The organism is Magnetospirillum sp. UT-4, from assembly GCF_902729435.1.
Taxonomy (GTDB): Bacteria; Pseudomonadota; Alphaproteobacteria; order Rhodospirillales; family Magnetospirillaceae; genus Magnetospirillum.
This window is the reverse complement of sequence record NZ_CACVCG010000033.1, coordinates 44,060-58,687: the sequence shown is the minus strand read 5'-3', so window position 1 is coordinate 58,687 and position 14,628 is coordinate 44,060. Positions and strand designations below refer to the sequence as shown.

At 69.5% G+C, this 14,628-nt stretch carries 15 protein-coding genes and 1 tRNA gene; 9 read left to right on the top strand and 7 right to left on the bottom strand.

Going from position 1 to position 14,628, the window contains the following annotated elements:
* Position 1: 1 nt before the first annotated feature.
* The 3 genes from MTBUT4_RS02595 to MTBUT4_RS02585 all read left to right on the top strand — a co-directional run bounded on the left by MTBUT4_RS02595 (position 2) and on the right by MTBUT4_RS02585 (position 3,052).
* Positions 2-967: an MlaD family protein gene (locus tag MTBUT4_RS02595; protein WP_173978099.1), complete on the top strand. Its 966-nt coding sequence runs from the start codon at positions 2-4 to the stop codon at positions 965-967.
* Positions 964-1,563 carry an ABC-type transport auxiliary lipoprotein family protein gene (locus MTBUT4_RS02590; RefSeq protein WP_173978098.1) on the top strand — a complete coding sequence of 200 codons (600 nt, stop codon included), beginning with the start codon at positions 964-966 and terminating at the stop codon, positions 1,561-1,563. The genes MTBUT4_RS02595 and MTBUT4_RS02590 overlap by 4 nt, the downstream gene beginning before the upstream one ends.
* A 178-nt stretch (positions 1,564-1,741) precedes the next feature.
* A complete protein-coding gene (locus MTBUT4_RS02585) occupies positions 1,742-3,052 on the top strand; it encodes a class I SAM-dependent RNA methyltransferase (RefSeq protein WP_173978097.1) in 1,311 nt (436 codons plus the stop codon).
* Positions 3,053-3,093: 41 nt separating this feature from the next.
* Here the strand turns inward: MTBUT4_RS02585 and MTBUT4_RS19780 are convergent, their stop codons facing one another.
* The 3 genes from MTBUT4_RS19780 to dcd all read right to left on the bottom strand — a co-directional run bounded on the left by MTBUT4_RS19780 (position 3,094) and on the right by dcd (position 6,424).
* Complete coding sequence (locus tag MTBUT4_RS19780) at positions 3,094-3,648, bottom strand: septal ring lytic transglycosylase RlpA family protein (RefSeq protein ID WP_173978096.1); 555 nt, start codon at positions 3,646-3,648, stop codon at positions 3,094-3,096.
* Between the two features lie 765 nt (positions 3,649-4,413).
* Positions 4,414-5,712, bottom strand: a complete 1,299-nt coding sequence (gene murA, locus MTBUT4_RS02575; protein ID WP_173978095.1) for a UDP-N-acetylglucosamine 1-carboxyvinyltransferase — start codon at positions 5,710-5,712, stop codon at positions 4,414-4,416.
* A gap of 157 nt (positions 5,713-5,869) precedes the next feature.
* Positions 5,870-6,424, bottom strand: a complete 555-nt coding sequence (dcd, locus tag MTBUT4_RS02570; RefSeq protein WP_173978133.1) for a dCTP deaminase — start codon at positions 6,422-6,424, stop codon at positions 5,870-5,872.
* A gap of 328 nt (positions 6,425-6,752) precedes the next feature.
* Here dcd and MTBUT4_RS02565 point away from each other — a divergent pair.
* Both MTBUT4_RS02565 and MTBUT4_RS02560 read left to right on the top strand, forming a co-directional pair.
* A tRNA-Thr gene (locus MTBUT4_RS02565) sits at positions 6,753-6,828 on the top strand.
* A gap of 62 nt (positions 6,829-6,890) precedes the next feature.
* A complete protein-coding gene (locus MTBUT4_RS02560) occupies positions 6,891-7,289 on the top strand; it encodes a hypothetical protein (RefSeq protein WP_173978094.1) in 399 nt (132 codons plus the stop codon).
* Here the strand turns inward: MTBUT4_RS02560 and MTBUT4_RS02555 are convergent.
* Positions 7,273-7,899 (bottom strand): hypothetical protein, encoded by a 627-nt coding sequence (locus MTBUT4_RS02555; RefSeq protein ID WP_173978093.1) that lies wholly within the window; start codon positions 7,897-7,899, stop codon positions 7,273-7,275. The two genes, MTBUT4_RS02560 and MTBUT4_RS02555, sit on opposite strands and share 17 nt — an antisense overlap.
* 62 nt (positions 7,900-7,961) lie before the next feature.
* On the opposite strand from MTBUT4_RS02555, the gene gltX reads away from it, so the two are divergent.
* The 3 genes from gltX to MTBUT4_RS02540 are packed head-to-tail and all read left to right on the top strand — an operon-like array spanning position 7,962 to position 12,087.
* Positions 7,962-9,302, top strand: coding sequence for a glutamate--tRNA ligase (gene gltX / locus MTBUT4_RS02550; protein WP_173978092.1), 1,341 nt, complete (start codon positions 7,962-7,964; stop codon positions 9,300-9,302).
* A gap of 12 nt (positions 9,303-9,314) precedes the next feature.
* Entirely contained in the window at positions 9,315-10,691 is a 1,377-nt protein-coding gene (gene cysS / locus MTBUT4_RS02545; RefSeq protein WP_173978091.1) for a cysteine--tRNA ligase, read from the top strand.
* A 4-nt stretch (positions 10,692-10,695) separates the two neighbouring features.
* The gene (locus MTBUT4_RS02540; protein WP_173978090.1) at positions 10,696-12,087 is read left to right on the top strand and encodes a hypothetical protein; all 1,392 of its coding nucleotides are present in this window, start codon (positions 10,696-10,698) and stop codon (positions 12,085-12,087) included.
* Here MTBUT4_RS02540 and MTBUT4_RS02535 read toward each other — a convergent pair.
* A complete protein-coding gene (locus MTBUT4_RS02535) occupies positions 12,062-12,835 on the bottom strand; it encodes an SDR family oxidoreductase (RefSeq protein ID WP_173978089.1) in 774 nt (257 codons plus the stop codon). The genes MTBUT4_RS02540 and MTBUT4_RS02535 overlap by 26 nt on opposite strands.
* A 313-nt stretch (positions 12,836-13,148) precedes the next feature.
* Here MTBUT4_RS02535 and MTBUT4_RS02530 point away from each other — a divergent pair, with 313 nt between their 5' ends.
* Complete coding sequence (locus tag MTBUT4_RS02530) at positions 13,149-13,871, top strand: hypothetical protein (RefSeq protein ID WP_173978088.1); 723 nt, start codon at positions 13,149-13,151, stop codon at positions 13,869-13,871.
* Between the two features lie 73 nt (positions 13,872-13,944).
* On the opposite strand, the gene MTBUT4_RS02525 is transcribed toward MTBUT4_RS02530, so the two are convergent.
* The gene (locus MTBUT4_RS02525; RefSeq protein ID WP_173978087.1) at positions 13,945-14,244 is read right to left on the bottom strand and encodes a hypothetical protein; all 300 of its coding nucleotides are present in this window, start codon (positions 14,242-14,244) and stop codon (positions 13,945-13,947) included.
* 20 nt (positions 14,245-14,264) lie between these two features.
* A complete protein-coding gene (locus tag MTBUT4_RS02520) occupies positions 14,265-14,609 on the bottom strand; it encodes a DUF86 domain-containing protein (RefSeq protein WP_173978086.1) in 345 nt (114 codons plus the stop codon).
* Positions 14,610-14,628 lie beyond the last annotated feature (19 nt).

The window sequence follows — 14,628 nt, the reverse complement described above, 5'->3', positions numbered from 1 at the left end:
CATGAGGGACGCCAGGGCCAATTACATCCTGGTGGGCGGCTTCGTGCTGGCCATGCTGGCGGCTTTGGTCGCCGTCGTCGCCCTGCTCACCGGCCGCACCGGCACCGCCGACAGCTACACCACCCAGCTGGCCAACGTGAACGGCGTCAAGTTCGGCACCAAGGTCACCTATGAAGGTTTCGTGGTCGGCCAGGTCGACGACATCGTGCCGCTGCGTTCGGACGGGCGCACCAGCTTCCGCCTGATGCTGGGCGTGCGCGAGGGCTGGCCCATTCCGGAAGGGTCGGTGGCGCGGGTGGCCTCGGCCGGGGTGCTGTCGGCGGTGACCATCGACATCAAGGGCGGCTCGTCCGAGACCATGCTGCCGCCCGGCTCGAGCATCCCCGGCGGCCCCACCGCCAACATCTTCGCGGTGATGAACGACATGGCCGGCGAGGTTGCCAAGCTGAACCAGCAGGGCCTGCTGCCGCTGATGGCGACGCTGAACCAGCGGGTCGATGCGCTGGGCCAGGTGCTGGAGAAGCAGGCGCCCGAGCTGATGGCCAATCTGGTCACCCTGACCTCGGACCTGGCGGCCAAGACCCCGCGCATCACCAGCGACGTGCAGAAGATGACCGGCACCCTGTCGACCACCGTGCTCAACGACGCCAACGCCCGGCACATGGCCGACACCATCCGCAACATGGCGGAGATGAGCGCCGGCCTGCAGGACACCCGCCGCCACCTGGATACCGTGATGGCCTCGCTGGACAAGACGGTGGTCGGCAACCGCGGCACCGTCGAGGCGGCGCTGAAGGACCTGCGCTACACCCTTCAGGCGGTGGCGCGCAATATCGACTCGGTGACCTACAATCTGGAAGGCACCACCCGCAACTTCCATGAATTCAGCCGCCAGCTGCGCGAGAACCCCTCGGTCCTGCTGGGCGGCACCAAGCCCGGCGGCGACGGGCCGGGAGGACGGCGATGAGAATTCCCAGTGTCATCCTGGCGTTGTCCCTGGCCCTGGCCGCCTGCGCCTCGCCGGCGCCGCCCGAGGACAATTTCTACCGCCTCGACGGGCGGATGGCGGTGCAGCGCCTGGCGGCGCCGGTGCTGCCCGGCGTGCTCGAGGTCAACCGCCTGGACAGCGACGGCGTGCTGTCCGAGCGGGCGCTGGCCTATCAGGACTCCGACGGCACCCTGGCCCGCTACCGCTACGACCTGTGGAGCGAGGCCCCCGGCGCGCTGCTGCAGGAGCGGCTGGTCGAGGCGCTGCGCGCTGCCAATGCCGCCGTGACGGTGCTGACCCCCGATCTGCGGGTGCCGCCCGACTGGACCCTGCGCGGCAAGCTCAAGCGCTTCGAGCTGCTGCCCGATGCCGGCAAGGTCATGGTGCGCCTGGAGCTGGCGGTGGTGTCGGCGCGCGACGGCAGCCTGGTCCTGCTGCGGACCTACGAGACCGAACGCCGCTCCGAGGCCGCGCCGAAGGCCGCCGCCGTGGCGCTGGCTGCCGCCGCCGACGAGGCCATCGCCCGCTTCGTCGCCGATCTGGGCACCGCTTCCGTGCCGGCGCCGCGGCGATGATGATGCCAGTGCCGTCCGATCCCCTCGCCCGCCTGCGGGAGAGGGAGGGGCCCGGCCTCCAGGCCGGGAGGGAGAGGGCCTGGGCGCCAGCCGGGGAAACGGATGCAGGCCCTTTCCCGCTCGGCTGCGCCTCGCACCCTCTCCCGCAGGCGGGCGAGGGTTGGCCGGGGGCGGGGCCATGAGACCCCGCAAGCCCGCCCGGTCCAAGCCGCGATCCGCCCTCCAGCCGCGCGCGGTGGAGGTGGAGATCGAGCGGATCGGCGCCCGTGGCGACGGCATCGGCCGGCTGCTGGGCGAGCCGGTGTTCGTGCCCCTCACCGTGCCCGGCGACCGCGTGGTGGCGCGGGTCGAGGGCAAGCGCGGCGACGGTCTGGCCGCCGCCCTGATCGAGGTGCTGGTGCCGGGGCCGGGCCGGGCCGCGCCGCCCTGTCCGCTGTTCGGCCGCTGCGGCGGCTGTTCGCTGCAGCACCTGGACGGCGCCCTCTACGCCGAGTGGAAGCGCGGCCTGCTGCTGGAGCACCTGGCCCGCGCCGGGCTGGGCGGGGCGGCGGTGGCGCCGCTGCTGCGCATCCCGCCGGGCAGCCGGCGGCGGGCCTCGTTCGCCTTCCACCGTGGCCGCAACGCCACCCTTCTGGGCTTCAACGCCCGCGCCAGCCACGCGGTGGTCGATGTGCCCCGCTGCCTGCTGCTGGAGCCGGCCCTGGACACCCTGCTGGAGCCGCTGCGCCAGATGCTGGGGGCGGTGGTGGCGGCCGGCGAGGATGGCGACGTCATCGCCACCCTCACCGAGACCGGACTGGATCTGGTGGTCGAGGCCGAGGCCCGCCTCGACCTGTTCGACCGCGAGCGGCTGGCCGCCTTCGCCGAGGCCCGGGACCTGGCGCGGCTGTCGTGGCGCCGGCCGGGCGCCGGCTTCGTCGAGCCCATCGCGCGCCGCCGCGCCCCCCTGGTGCGCTTCGCCGGGGTGGCGGTGGAACCGGCGCCGGGCGCCTTCCTGCAGCCGACCCGGGGCGGCGAGCTGGCCATCGCCGAGGCGGTGCTGGATGCCGTCGGCGACGCCCGGGTGGTCGCCGATCTCTATGCCGGATGCGGCAGCTTCGCCCTGCCGCTGGCCGCCGGCGGCCGCGCCGTTCATGCGGTGGAGGGCGAGGAGGGGCCGATCCGGGCGCTGGAGGCCGCCGCCCAGGGCGCCGGCCTGGCGCTCACCGCCGAGGTGCGCGACCTCGCCCGCCGGCCGCTGCTGGCCGCCGAGCTCAAGCGCTTCGCCGCCTTGGTGTTCGATCCGCCCCGCGCCGGAGCCGCCGCTCAGGCGGAACAGCTGGCGGTGGCCGGGCCGCCGCTGGTGGTGGCGGTCTCGTGCAACCCCGCCACCCTGGCCCGCGACCTGGGCACCCTGGTTGCCGGCGGCTACCGCCTGGAGACGGTCACCCCCATCGACCAGTTCCCCCATTCCGCCCACCTGGAAGCGGTGGCGGTGCTGCGGCGGTGAGGGGCCCCGACCCCTCCCCACCAGGGGGAGGGGAGACGGTGTCATCCCCGCCACCCCACCGCCCGCGCCGCCTGGCGGCTTTCCTTTTCCATCACCTCGACCCGCACCCGGGTGACGCCCTTGTCGTGGAATTTCAGCAGGCGGGCGGCCTTGCGCGAGACGTCGATGATGCGGCCATCGACGAAGGGGCCGCGGTCGTTGACCCGGAGCTTGAGGGTGCGCCCGTTCTCCAGGTTGGTGACGCGCACCACGCTGGGCAGCGGCAGGGTGGGATGGGCGGCGGTCAGGTCGTTCTCGTCGTAGATCTCGCCATTGGCGGTGAGGCGGCCGTGGAACGGGCGGCCGTACCACGAGGCGATTCCGTCATGGTCGTAATCCCAGGCGAAGGCCGGGGTGTACAGGGTGCCGGCGACCGAATAGGGCTCGCCCAGGCGGAAGCTGCCCTTCGGCTTGGGCTTCTGGCGCGGTGGCGGCGGCGCTTCCGGTTCGGGGGCCGGGGGCGGCGGCGGCAGGGTGGCGACCTCGCAGGTGGTGCAGCCGGCCACCGTCAGCATCAGCAGAACCGCCCATCCCCGAAGTGCCAGAACGCGTCCCATCGGCTCCTCCTTCTCTTTCGAAAAGGATAGGCCGAACCGGGGAGGGCGGCTCAAGCGGGGCGGAGGCCTGCCCCGATTAGGTCACCGGGTGTGACGATGTTTGGATATTCGTCATGGCCGGGCTTGACCCACTTCTGTCCGGTTTAAATTTCGGAGAGCCTTCGGGAGCCCTTGGTGTCGGCCGCGTCCAGGGTGATGTTGGCGGAAGCGGACAGATTACCCTCGCCCGCCTGCGGGAGAGGGAGGGACCCGTCGCGCCAGCGACGGGAGGGAGAGGGCGCGCGCCGTCAGGTGCGCTTCGCGACAGCGAAAACCTCTGCGTTTTCAGGTCTTGGGCGCGTGGACACGCGCCGCCCTNCCCACTTCTGTCCGGTTTAAATTTCGGAGAGCCTTCGGGAGCCCTTGGTGTCGGCCGCGTCCAGGGTGATGTTGGCGGAAGCGGACAGATTACCCTCGCCCGCCTGCGGGAGAGGGAGGGACCCGTCGCGCCAGCGACGGGAGGGAGAGGGCGCGCGCCGTCAGGTGCGCTTCGCGACAGCGAAAACCTCTGCGTTTTCAGGTCTTGGGCGCGTGGACACGCGCCGCCCTCACCCCGGCTCGCTGACGCTCGCCCCCCTCTCCCGCAGGCGGGCGAGGGGGCATGGGCCAGCCGAGAATTAAACCGGACAGAAGTGGGCTTGACCCGGCCATCCATGCTGCCGAAGGCGACGGCGCCGCCGTGGACCCTCGGGTCAAGCCCGAGGGTGACGAAAAACGCGAAGGACCCTATTCCGCGGCTTCGCCCTTGATGCGCTCGATCTGGGCGCCGCAGGCGGCCAGCTTCTCCTCGACCCGCTCGTAGCCGCGGTCCAGGTGGTAGACGCGGTTGACGATGGTCTCGCCCTCGGCGGCCAGGCCGGCCAGGATCAGCGAGGACGAGGCGCGCAGATCGGTGGCCATGACCGGCGCGCCCGACAGCTTCGGCACGCCGCGCACGATGGCCGAGGCGCCGTGGACGTTGACCTTGGCGCCCATGCGCATCAGCTCGGGCACGTGCATGTAGCGGTTCTCGAAGATGGTCTCGGTGATCATCGAGGCGCCCGACGCGGTGGCCATCAGCGCCATCAGCTGGGCCTGCATGTCGGTGGGGAAGCCGGGATAGGGCTCGGTCATGATGTCGGTGCCGACCAGCTCGGTGGAATCGGCCTTGACCCGCATGCCGCGCGGGGTGGCCTCGATGGCGACGCCGCACTCGGTCAGGGTCTTGATCACCGATTCCAACAAATCGACCCGCGCCCCCACCAGTTCCACATCGCCGCGGGTGATGGCGGCGGCGACGGCGTAGGTGCCGGTCTCGATGCGGTCGGACACCACCGAATATTCCGCCCCGTGCAGGGCGGCGACGCCCTGGACCCGCAGGGTGCCGGTGCCGACGCCCTCGATCCTGGCGCCCATGGCGATCAGGCACTGGGCGAGGTCGGCGACCTCGGGCTCACGTGCCGCGTTGGCGATGACGGTCTCGCCCTCGGCCAGGGTGGCGGCCATCAGGATGTTCTCGGTGCCGCCGACGGTGACCTGCGGGAAGATGATGTGGGCGCCCTTCAGCCGCCCCGTCACCTTGGCCGCGATGTAGCCCTCGGCCAGCTCGATCCTGGCCCCCATCTGCTCGAGGGCCTTGAGGTGCAGATCGACCGGGCGGGTGCCGATGGCGCAGCCGCCGGGCAGGCTGACCCGGGCCTCGCCGCAGCGGGCCAGCAGCGGCCCCAGCACCAGCACCGAGGCGCGCATCTTGCGCACCAGATCGTAGGGCGCGGTGGTGTTGACGATCTCGGCGGCGGTCAGCTCCAGCACCCGGCCGGTATGGCCGCCGTTGCGGGCATCGCCGTTCAGCGCCATGCCGACGCCGTGCTGGGCCAGCAGGTTGGCCATGGTGCTGATATCGACCAGGTGGGGCAGGTTCGACAGGGCCAGGGTGCCCTCGGTCAGCAGGCAGGCCGGCATCAGCGCCAGCGCCGCGTTCTTGGCGCCGCCGATGGGGATGATGCCCTTCAAGGGAGTGCCGCCGACGATGCGGATCCTGTCCATGCGTTCCTCGTCCTGACCTGTTCGGAATGGGGCGGCCGGCAGGAGACACCACCTTCGTGGCATTCCTCAGGCGGTACGCCATGATCGCGCGCGCCTGCCCCGGATGGCCGAAGCGTCCGTTTAGCGCGCCCGGGGGGCGGCGGTCAAGACGGGGGGACTAAAGTTTCGGCAGAGTGACGCCGCGCTGGCCCTGATACTTGCCGGAACGGTCGCCATACGAGGTCTCGCACGGCGAGTCGGCCTTCAGGAAAATGAACTGGCAGGCCCCCTCGTTGGCGTAGATGCGGGCCGGCAGCGGCGTGGTGTTGGAGAATTCCAGGGTGACGTGGCCCTCCCACTCGGGCTCGAGCGGGGTGACGTTGACGATGATGCCGCAGCGGGCATAGGTCGATTTGCCCAGGCAGATCACCAGGGTGTCGCGCGGGATGCGGAAATACTCCACCGTGCGGGCCAGGGCGAAGGAATTGGGCGGAATGACGCAGATTTCGGTCTCGCGGTCGACGAAGCTCTTGTCCGAGAACTGCTTGGGATCGACGATGGCCGAATCCACGTTGGTGAAGATCTTGAACTCGGGCGCCACCCGGGCGTCGTAGCCATAGGACGACAGCCCGTAGGAGATCACGCCCTCGCGCTGCAGCTTCTCGGTGAACGGCTCGATCATGCCGTGCTTGACGGCCATCTCGCGGATCCAGTGGTCGGGCATGACGGACATGACGGGCGCTCTCCCCAAAATCTGGCCCGTTGTAACGTCTGGCGGACAGGCGCGCAAGGCCACGGGCGCGTGTTCGGGCTCCTCGGCGCGGGCGCGGGCCTGGGCCTTGCGCCGGGCCAGATTGGCCCGCAGCGCCTCGGCCTGGCGCCGGGCCTTGTCGTCCGCCTCGGCGCGACCCTTGGCGGAGAGCGCCGGTCGGTCGGCATGATCGTTCATGACCGCCATTTTCCCCGCGCCGGGCGGCGCCGACAAGAGCCTTGACGAAGCGAAAACCCCCGTGGCATAAAGCGCCCTCTTCGACGCCAGGGCCACCCCCGGCGACCGGAACGCTGCCGTAGCTCAGTCGGTAGAGCATACCCTTGGTAAGGGTAAGGTCGATGGTTCGATTCCATTCGGCAGCACCATTTTTCTCCTGAAATATCAGGACGTTGCAGAGGCCCGCCCCCAAGGCGGGCCTTTCCGTTTCGTGCCGGATATCGTGCCGGTTCCCTCACATGAAGTTTCTGAAGTCGTAGACGGAATCGACGATGGTTGGATTGGCGATCTGAAGAGTATCGTCGATCTGATCCGGACAGGCATTGCGGATATCAGCAAGTCGAAATCCGAGAAAGAAAGGGAGGACGGGGTTCTCGACCTCCTCAGGGTTTATTTCGTGCTGAAAGACTGTGTTGATGAGGGGGCGACCCTGATCGAAGAGGCCGGTGAGGACCCGATTGGCAGGATCAGGCAAATGGATGAGTGGATGGCGGCATCTACGCTGGATCGCTGGGATGCCATTTCGGGCAGGCAGATTCAGCGACTCAAACTCCTGCAGGGCGCCATTTTGGGGCGGCACCATATAGCCGTTATCAACCCCGGAGTTTAGGAAAAAATCGTTGAGGTAATAGCCTCGAAGATGAAGCGTCCCGCAGTTTCCTTCCGGTGCGGCGCGCGTTCCGCTTTGGAGCGCTTTGATGCTTTTTTCGACATCGAACACCGGTGTGGGAGCCGAGGGCTCGGTTGCCGCCTTCGGCATCGGCGCCCCCGGGGCTGCCGAAGGGGGCCTTGGGGGCCTGGGACAGACGCTCGGCGTCGGTGGGGGCGCGGAAGCCCTCGCCCAAAGGCGCGACGCGGAAGGGCAGGGTCTCGCCGGTCAGCGTGGCCATCTCCTTCCGCAGGGTGGCGGCCTTGCCGGCATCGTGCTGATGGAAGCGCCCCAGCAGGTCGGCGACGTCGGCGCGCCCCTGGTCGCCGTAGGTGTCGATGGCGGTCTTCAGCATGCGGGCGGTCTGGCGCGGGTCGCTGTCGCGCGGCAGCTGCGCCGCCCAGGACTCGTGGGCCCGGGCGCCCTCGGCCGAGATGGTGTGGCCGGGGAAGGGATCGGGGGCGGGGGCCGACGGCCGGGCCGGGCTCTCGCCGCCGCCCAGCAGCCCGCCGGGCAGCGGCGTGGCGGACGGCTCGGGAGTTGGCGCGGGCTCGGGCGGAGGGGCGGGCATCGACGCTTCGTCTCGCCAATAAAGTTCTTTACGGACGGCCCCGGCGGGACTACCAAGCCGGGATGACCGTCACCGTCCGTTTCGCTCCCAGCCCGACCGGCCTGCTGCATGTCGGCAACGCCCGCATCGCCTTGATCAACTGGCTGTTCGCCAAGGCGCATGGCGGCTATTTCCTGCTGCGCTACGACGACACCGACGCCGAGCGGTCGCGTCCCGAATACGCCGACGCCATCGTCGAGGATCTGCGCTGGCTGGGCACCCTGTGGGACAAGAAGGCGTTCCAGTCGCGCCGGCTCGACCATTACCGCGCCGCCGCCGAGACCTTGAAGGCGGCCGGGCGCCTTTATGCCTGCTACGAGACGCCCGAGGAGTTGGAGATCAAGCGCCGCCGCCAGCTCGCCACCGGGCGGTCGCCGGTCTACGACCGTGCCCACCTGCATCTGGCCCCGGGCGAGCGCCGCGCCTTCGAGGCCGAGGGGCGGGTGCCGCACTGGCGCTTCCGCCTCGACCACAAGCCGGCGAAGTGGGACGATGTGGTGCGCGGCGAGTCGCAGGTGGATTGCGCCTCGCTGTCCGACCCGGTGCTGATCCGCGCCGACGGGTCGTTCCTCTATACCCTGCCCTCGGTGGTGGACGATCTCGAGATGGGCGTCACCCACGTCATCCGCGGCGAGGACCACGTCACCAACACCGCGCCGCAGATGCAGCTGTTCCGCGCCCTGGGCGGCGAGCCGCCGTCCTTCGCCCATGTGCCGCTGATGACCGATCTGGCCGGGGCCGGCCTGTCCAAGCGCACCGGCGGCCTGTCCCTGCGCGAGCTGCGGGCCGACGGCTACGAGGCGCTGGCGCTGGCCTGCCTGCTGGCCAAGCTGGGCACCTCGGATGCCATCGAGGCGCGCACCTCCATGGACGCCCTGGTGGACGAGTTCGATATGGCCCGGTTCGGCCGCGCCACCCCGAAATTCGACCCGGCCGAGCTGGCCCACCTCAACGCCCGTCTGCTGCACGCCATGGGCTTCGACGAGATCAAGCCGCGCCTGGAGTCCATCGGCCTGCGCGAGGCCGGGCCGGAGTTCTGGGAGATGGTGCGGCCCAACCTCGCCACCCTGACCGAAGCCGGCTATTGGTGGCGGGTGGTGAACGCCACCATCGAACCGGTGCTGGAGGACGCCGACTTCCTCGCCGCCGCCGCCGCCCTGCTGCCGCCCGAGCCGTGGGACGCCGCCACCTGGGGCGCCTGGACCGCTGCGATCAAGGCCGCCACCGGCCGCAAGGGCCGCGACCTGTTCCACCCCCTGCGCCTGGCCCTGACGGGGCGCGGCAATGGACCCGAGCTGAAGAATTTGTTACCTCTGATCGGAATGAAAAAGACCGTTGGCCGCCTCGGTGGTGAAACGGTCTAGGGGAGGCGAATTGTGCCGCTGGTTCTCTACAACACGCTGACCCGCCGCAAGGAGGCGTTCGAGCCGATCGATCCTGCCCATGTGGGCATGTATGTCTGCGGCCCCACCGTCTACGACCGCGCCCATATCGGCAATGCGCGGCCGGTCATCGTGTTCGACGTGCTGTACCGCCTGCTGTCGCGGCTGTACCCGAAGGTGACCTACGTCCGCAACATCACCGACGTGGACGACAAGATCAACGCGCGGGCCAAGGAAACCGGCGAGCCCATCGCCGCCATCACCGCCCGCACCACCGCCATGTTCCACGACGACATCGCGGCGCTGAACGCCCTGCCGCCGACCATCGAGCCGCGCGCCACCGCCCATATCGCCCAGATGATCGTCATGATCGAGGCCCTGATCGCCAAGGGCCACGCCTATGTGGCCGAGGGCCACGTGATGTTCAGCGTGCCGTCCATGGCCGATTACGGGCAGCTGTCGCGCCGCTCCATGGACGAGATGATCGCCGGCGCCCGCGTCGAGGTCGCCCCCTACAAGAAGAACGCCGCCGATTTCGTGCTGTGGAAGCCCTCCACCGACGACCTGCCGGGCTGGGACTCGCCCTGGGGCCGCGGCCGGCCGGGCTGGCACATCGAGTGCTCGGCCATGTCGGGCCGGTACCTGGGCACCACCTTCGACATCCACGGCGGCGGCCAGGATCTGGTGTTCCCCCACCACGAGAACGAGATCGCCCAGTCGGTCTGCGCCAACGGCGCCCCCTTCGCCCGCACCTGGCTGCACAACGGCTACCTGATGGTCGAGGGCGAGAAGATGTCCAAGTCCCTGGGCAACTTCTTCACCGTGCGCGAGCTGCTGGATCAGGCGCCGGGCGAGGCCATCCGCCTGTGCATGCTCTCCACCCACTACCACCAGCCCTTCGACTGGACCGCCGAGGGGCTGAGGCAGGCCCGCGCCACCCTGGACCGCCTCTATACCGCCCTGCGCGGCGCCGCCGACATCGAGGCGGAGCCCGGCGCGGTGCCCACGCCCATGCTGGCGGCGGTCGAGGACGACCTCAACACTCCGCTCGCCATCGCCCATCTGCACGAGCTGGCGGGGGCGCTGAACAAGGCCGCCGACCCGGCCGCCAAGGCGACGGCCAAGGCGGCGCTGCTGGCCGCCGGCGATCTGCTGGGGGTGCTGCGGCAGGATCCCGAGGCGTGGTTCCGCTGGCAGCCGGCCGGCGGCCCGGTGCTGTCCGAGGACGAAATCGCGGCGCTGATCCAGGCCCGCGCCGACGCCCGCAAGACCCGCGATTTCGCCGCGGCCGACCGCATCCGCAAGGAGCTGGCCGACAAGGGCGTGGTGCTCGAGGACGGAGCCCAGGGCACCACCTGGAAACGGGCCTAGGCCGATGTTCGCCGCGCCCGCTTCCCCGCATTGGCAGGGCTGGCGCATCCTGGCGGTTCCGGCGGTGGCGCTGCTGATGGCGGCGCCGGCGCTGTGGAACGGCTATCCGCTGATCTATTTCGACAGCGAAGACTACGTGACCATCTCGTTCGCGTGGGAGCCCATCGTCTACCGCATCCTGACCTACGGCGCCTTCGTTTCGGTGGCCAAGCCGTTCGGCACCCTGTGGGCGGTGGTGGCGGCGCAGGCGCTGATCGTCGCCTGGGTCCTGCACGAGGCGGTATGGGCCTGGATCGCCCGCTACCGGCCGCAGGTCTATGTGGCGCTGGGCGCCATGCTGGCCGTGTTCACCGGCCTGCCCTGGGTGGTCAGCCAGGTGATGGCCGACGTCTTCGCCGGCGTGGCGATCTTAGGGATAGCCGTGCTGGCCTTCGGCGATTCCCTGCCGCGCTGGCGCCGGCTGGCCGTCCTGGTGCCGCTGACCGCCATCGCCATCTCGGTCCACATGTCCCACGTCGCCGTCGCCGCCGGGCTGATGCTGGTGCTGGGCGCCATCTGGCTGGCCACCCGGCTGTCGCTGCGCATGCCGCGCCCGCGCCTGGGGCTGGCGGCGCTGGCGGTGGCGCTGGGCACCCTGCTGGTGCCGAGTGTGCACTGGCTCGCCACCGGGCGGGCCTATTTCAGCGAATCGGGGCAGGTGCTGCAGCTGGCGCTGTTCGTCCAGGACGGGCTGGCCAAGAAGTACCTGGACGAAGTCTGCCCGCAGGGGGCGGCGTTCAAGATGTGCGAGCATAAGGACGAGCTGCCGTTCACCGCCGACGAGTTCCTGTGGGGCGAAAGTCCGTTCGACGAGCTGGGCGGCTGGAAGGCCATGCACGACGAGGCCTCGGCCATCGTCAGGGGGGCCATCGCCACCTTCCCCCTCGACGTCGCCGGGGCCATGCTCGACAACACCCTGGTGCAGCTGGAGCTGATCGCCTCGGGCGAGGATCTGGTGCCCATGACCTGGCACTTCGTCAAGACGCAGCTGAAATACTATCCCGACGACTTCCGCGCCTTCCGCTTCGCCCGGCAGCAGCGCCATCGCGGCATTTCGTTCGATGTCATCAACAGGGTGCAGGTGCCCGTCGCCCGCGCCGCCGAGATCGCCGCCCTGGGCCTGATCGTCTTCGCCTGGCGCCGGCGCGACCGCATTTCCGGCGGGCTGCTGGTGGCGGTGGTGATCGCCCTTCTCGGCAACGCCTTCGTCTGCGGCGCCCTGTCCAACCCTCACGACCGCTACCAGAGCCGGGTGGTGTGGCTGGCCCTGTTCGCCTCCACCGTCGCCGCCATCCGCCTCGATCAGCGCTTCACCCGGCGGCGGGGCGAGCTCATTTCGCCGGCAAGAGGCGGCTGAGCCGTTCCATCAGCGCGTCGGGCAGCGCCGCGCCCAGCCAGGACAGGAAGGCCATCGGCCAGGGATAGGCGATGCGGCCGCGATTGGCGGCCAGGCCGCGGGCCATGATGCCGGCGGCCCGGGGCGCGTCCATCAGGAACGGCATGCGGAAGCGGTTCGCCGCGGTCATGCGGGTGGTGACGAAGCCGGGGCAGATGACGCTGACCTTGATGCCCTGGGGCGCCAGCCAGCCGCGCAGGCCCTCGCCCCACACCTTCACCGCCGCCTTCGAGGCGCAATAGGCCGGCGCCCCGGGCATGCCGCGATAGCCGGCCAGCGAGGCCATGATGGCGATCTGCCCGGCACGGCGCGGCCGCATGCGGGCGACCGCCGGCAGCACCGTGTTGAACACGCCGTCGACGTTGACCGCGAAGATGGCCCGCGTCTGCTCGGCCCCTTCGCCGCCGCCGCTGGTGCCGGCCGAGATGCCGGCATTGGCGATGACCAGGTCGAGCGGCCGGAGGTCGTCGCACTCTTCCACCCAGGCTTCCATGGACCGGCGGTCGGCGACGTCCAGCACCCTGGGATGCACCTCGGCCCCCTTCGCCCGGCACGCCGCCGCCACGCCGTCGAGCCGGCCGGCATCCCGCCCCGACAGGAACAGCACCGCCCCGGGACGGGCGTATTCCAGCGCCAAGGCCTCACCCAGCCCGGACGAGGCGCCGGTGATGAGGACGGCGGCGGGACGTGGCGGGTCGGCAGGCGGCATGACGTGGGTCCCCCGGAGGGATATCGGACTGTGTTGAAATCCAGCAGACAGCGGGGCCGCGCTGGCCGTCAACGTCAAACTCTCGGAAGCCGTGGCGGAGCGGGTCCGCCGCATGGCGGGGTGCGGCCCAAATTAATTGTAGTATATTACAGTCGTATGTATCCCGGGCGGGGACGGTACGGTTAAACTTCTACGAAATCGAGTCAAACGCATATGAAAGACTCGCCTTCCGGGTGAATTGCGCGATATGGTAGTGGAACTGCGCATTCGCGTGCCGTGGGGGCCGCAGCAGCAATCTAGGGGAGAACGTATCATGGGAAACGTCAATTGGAACGACGGTCGTCTGGTCACCCTCAATCCGGGCGACAACGCCACCTGCAGCGGCGGCCTGAACTCCGGGCAGCTCTATGCCCTGTTCTTCTACAACTCGGCCAACAACGACGCCTCGACCACGGTTTCGGTGGTGTGGAGCAACTCCAATCCGCCGGTGACCCTGACCGTTCCCGGCACCACCGCGAACCAGGGCCTCGCCGCGCTGTGCTTCGTGTCGGGTGACGATACCAACACCGTCAGCGTCGCCGTGGGGACGGCCACCAGCGGCCAGATCCAGGCCTTCATCGGCAGCGTCAAGATGCCGACCAACACCAGCGGCATGAACAACACAGCCCTTCCCATCGACGGCAAGTACCACGATTTCGCGAAGTTCACCCGCTTCTACGCCGTGCCGGCCAGCCACTGGTACACCGGAACCCTGAACAGCAACATCAACCAGTTCATCTCGGTGCAGTTCAAGGAAACCTCGGCGGTGGTCAACATCCTGAACCAGCTGGTGGACCCGTCGAACGTCATCAAGTACGCCGGCAACTGCGACGCCCAGGTCAAGATCAACTCGGTCACCAACCAGACCTACAGCTGGAACTTCCAGGGCAACGGCAATCAGTGGGTGTGGATCAACGCCGACAGCTGCCAGAACACCCAGACCGCCAAGATCGCGCTTCAGTCCCTGTCCGGCGTCTACGCCGAATTCGTGGCCTGATCCTCGGTGCCCCGGGTCGGCGGGCATGTTCCGCTCGCCGGCCCGGGGCTATCCGAATCCGGCGCCACCGCGCCTATCCCATGCGCTCGGCCAGGAACCGGCTCATGGCCATTCCCATCAAGGTCATGGCGTAGACGACAGCCAGGGTGACCATGAACAGCTTGGCCAGCATTCTGAACGCGCCCGGTCCGGCATAGGCCTTGGCGCTGGCCCAGACGATGGGGAAGGAATAGATCAGGTAGACCAGGCCGGCGAGCAGCAGCAGCGGGCTGGAAAAGGCCTGGGCCGCGACCATGAAGGCGGCGTTCCCGGCCGCGCCGGTGACCCAGAAGGCAAACGGAAGAGAGAGGGTCCGTGCCGTGCCGTTGGCCATCGCGTTTCTCCTTCCGGCACTCACTCTTCCTCGGCCAGCAGCGCCTTCAGCGGACCCACCAGCGGCGGCAGGTCGCCGCGGGCGGCGTCGAGGATGATCTCGGGATCGACCGAGTGGTATTCGTGGACCAGGATGTTGCGCATGTCGGTGATGCGCGACCACGGGATCTCGGGATGGGCGTGGATGATGGCGTAGGGGATGCGCTTGGCCGCCTCGCCCAGGATCTCCAGGTTGCGCACCACCGCGTCCTGAGTGCGCGGATCGGCCAGGAACGCCTTGGCGTTCATGCCATCGACATAGCTGTCGATGCGCGCCAGCGCCTCCAGCATGTCCTCGACCCGCACCTTCCAATCTTTATGGGTCATTTCGCGCCCTCGCCGGGCG

What these genes read in the sequence shown, in the direction of transcription:
- MTBUT4_RS02595 (WP_173978099.1), top strand. Translation starts at nt 2, where the DNA reads ATGAGGGACGCCAGGGCCAATTACATCCTGGTGGGCGGCTTCGTGCTG.
- MTBUT4_RS02590 (WP_173978098.1), top strand. Translation starts at nt 964, where the DNA reads ATGAGAATTCCCAGTGTCATCCTGGCGTTGTCCCTGGCCCTGGCCGCC.
- MTBUT4_RS02585 (WP_173978097.1), top strand. Translation starts at nt 1,742, where the DNA reads ATGAGACCCCGCAAGCCCGCCCGGTCCAAGCCGCGATCCGCCCTCCAG.
- MTBUT4_RS19780 (WP_173978096.1), bottom strand. Translation starts at nt 3,648, where the DNA reads ATGGGACGCGTTCTGGCACTTCGGGGATGGGCGGTTCTGCTGATGCTG.
- murA (WP_173978095.1), bottom strand. Translation starts at nt 5,712, where the DNA reads ATGGACAGGATCCGCATCGTCGGCGGCACTCCCTTGAAGGGCATCATC.
- dcd (WP_173978133.1), bottom strand. Translation starts at nt 6,424, where the DNA reads ATGTCCGTCATGCCCGACCACTGGATCCGCGAGATGGCCGTCAAGCAC.
- MTBUT4_RS02555 (WP_173978093.1), bottom strand. Translation starts at nt 7,899, where the DNA reads ATGCCCGCCCCTCCGCCCGAGCCCGCGCCAACTCCCGAGCCGTCCGCC.
- gltX (WP_173978092.1), top strand. Translation starts at nt 7,962, where the DNA reads ATGACCGTCACCGTCCGTTTCGCTCCCAGCCCGACCGGCCTGCTGCAT.
- MTBUT4_RS02540 (WP_173978090.1), top strand. Translation starts at nt 10,696, where the DNA reads ATGTTCGCCGCGCCCGCTTCCCCGCATTGGCAGGGCTGGCGCATCCTG.
- MTBUT4_RS02535 (WP_173978089.1), bottom strand. Translation starts at nt 12,835, where the DNA reads ATGCCGCCTGCCGACCCGCCACGTCCCGCCGCCGTCCTCATCACCGGC.
- MTBUT4_RS02530 (WP_173978088.1), top strand. Translation starts at nt 13,149, where the DNA reads ATGGGAAACGTCAATTGGAACGACGGTCGTCTGGTCACCCTCAATCCG.
- MTBUT4_RS02525 (WP_173978087.1), bottom strand. Translation starts at nt 14,244, where the DNA reads ATGGCCAACGGCACGGCACGGACCCTCTCTCTTCCGTTTGCCTTCTGG.
- MTBUT4_RS02520 (WP_173978086.1), bottom strand. Translation starts at nt 14,609, where the DNA reads ATGACCCATAAAGATTGGAAGGTGCGGGTCGAGGACATGCTGGAGGCG.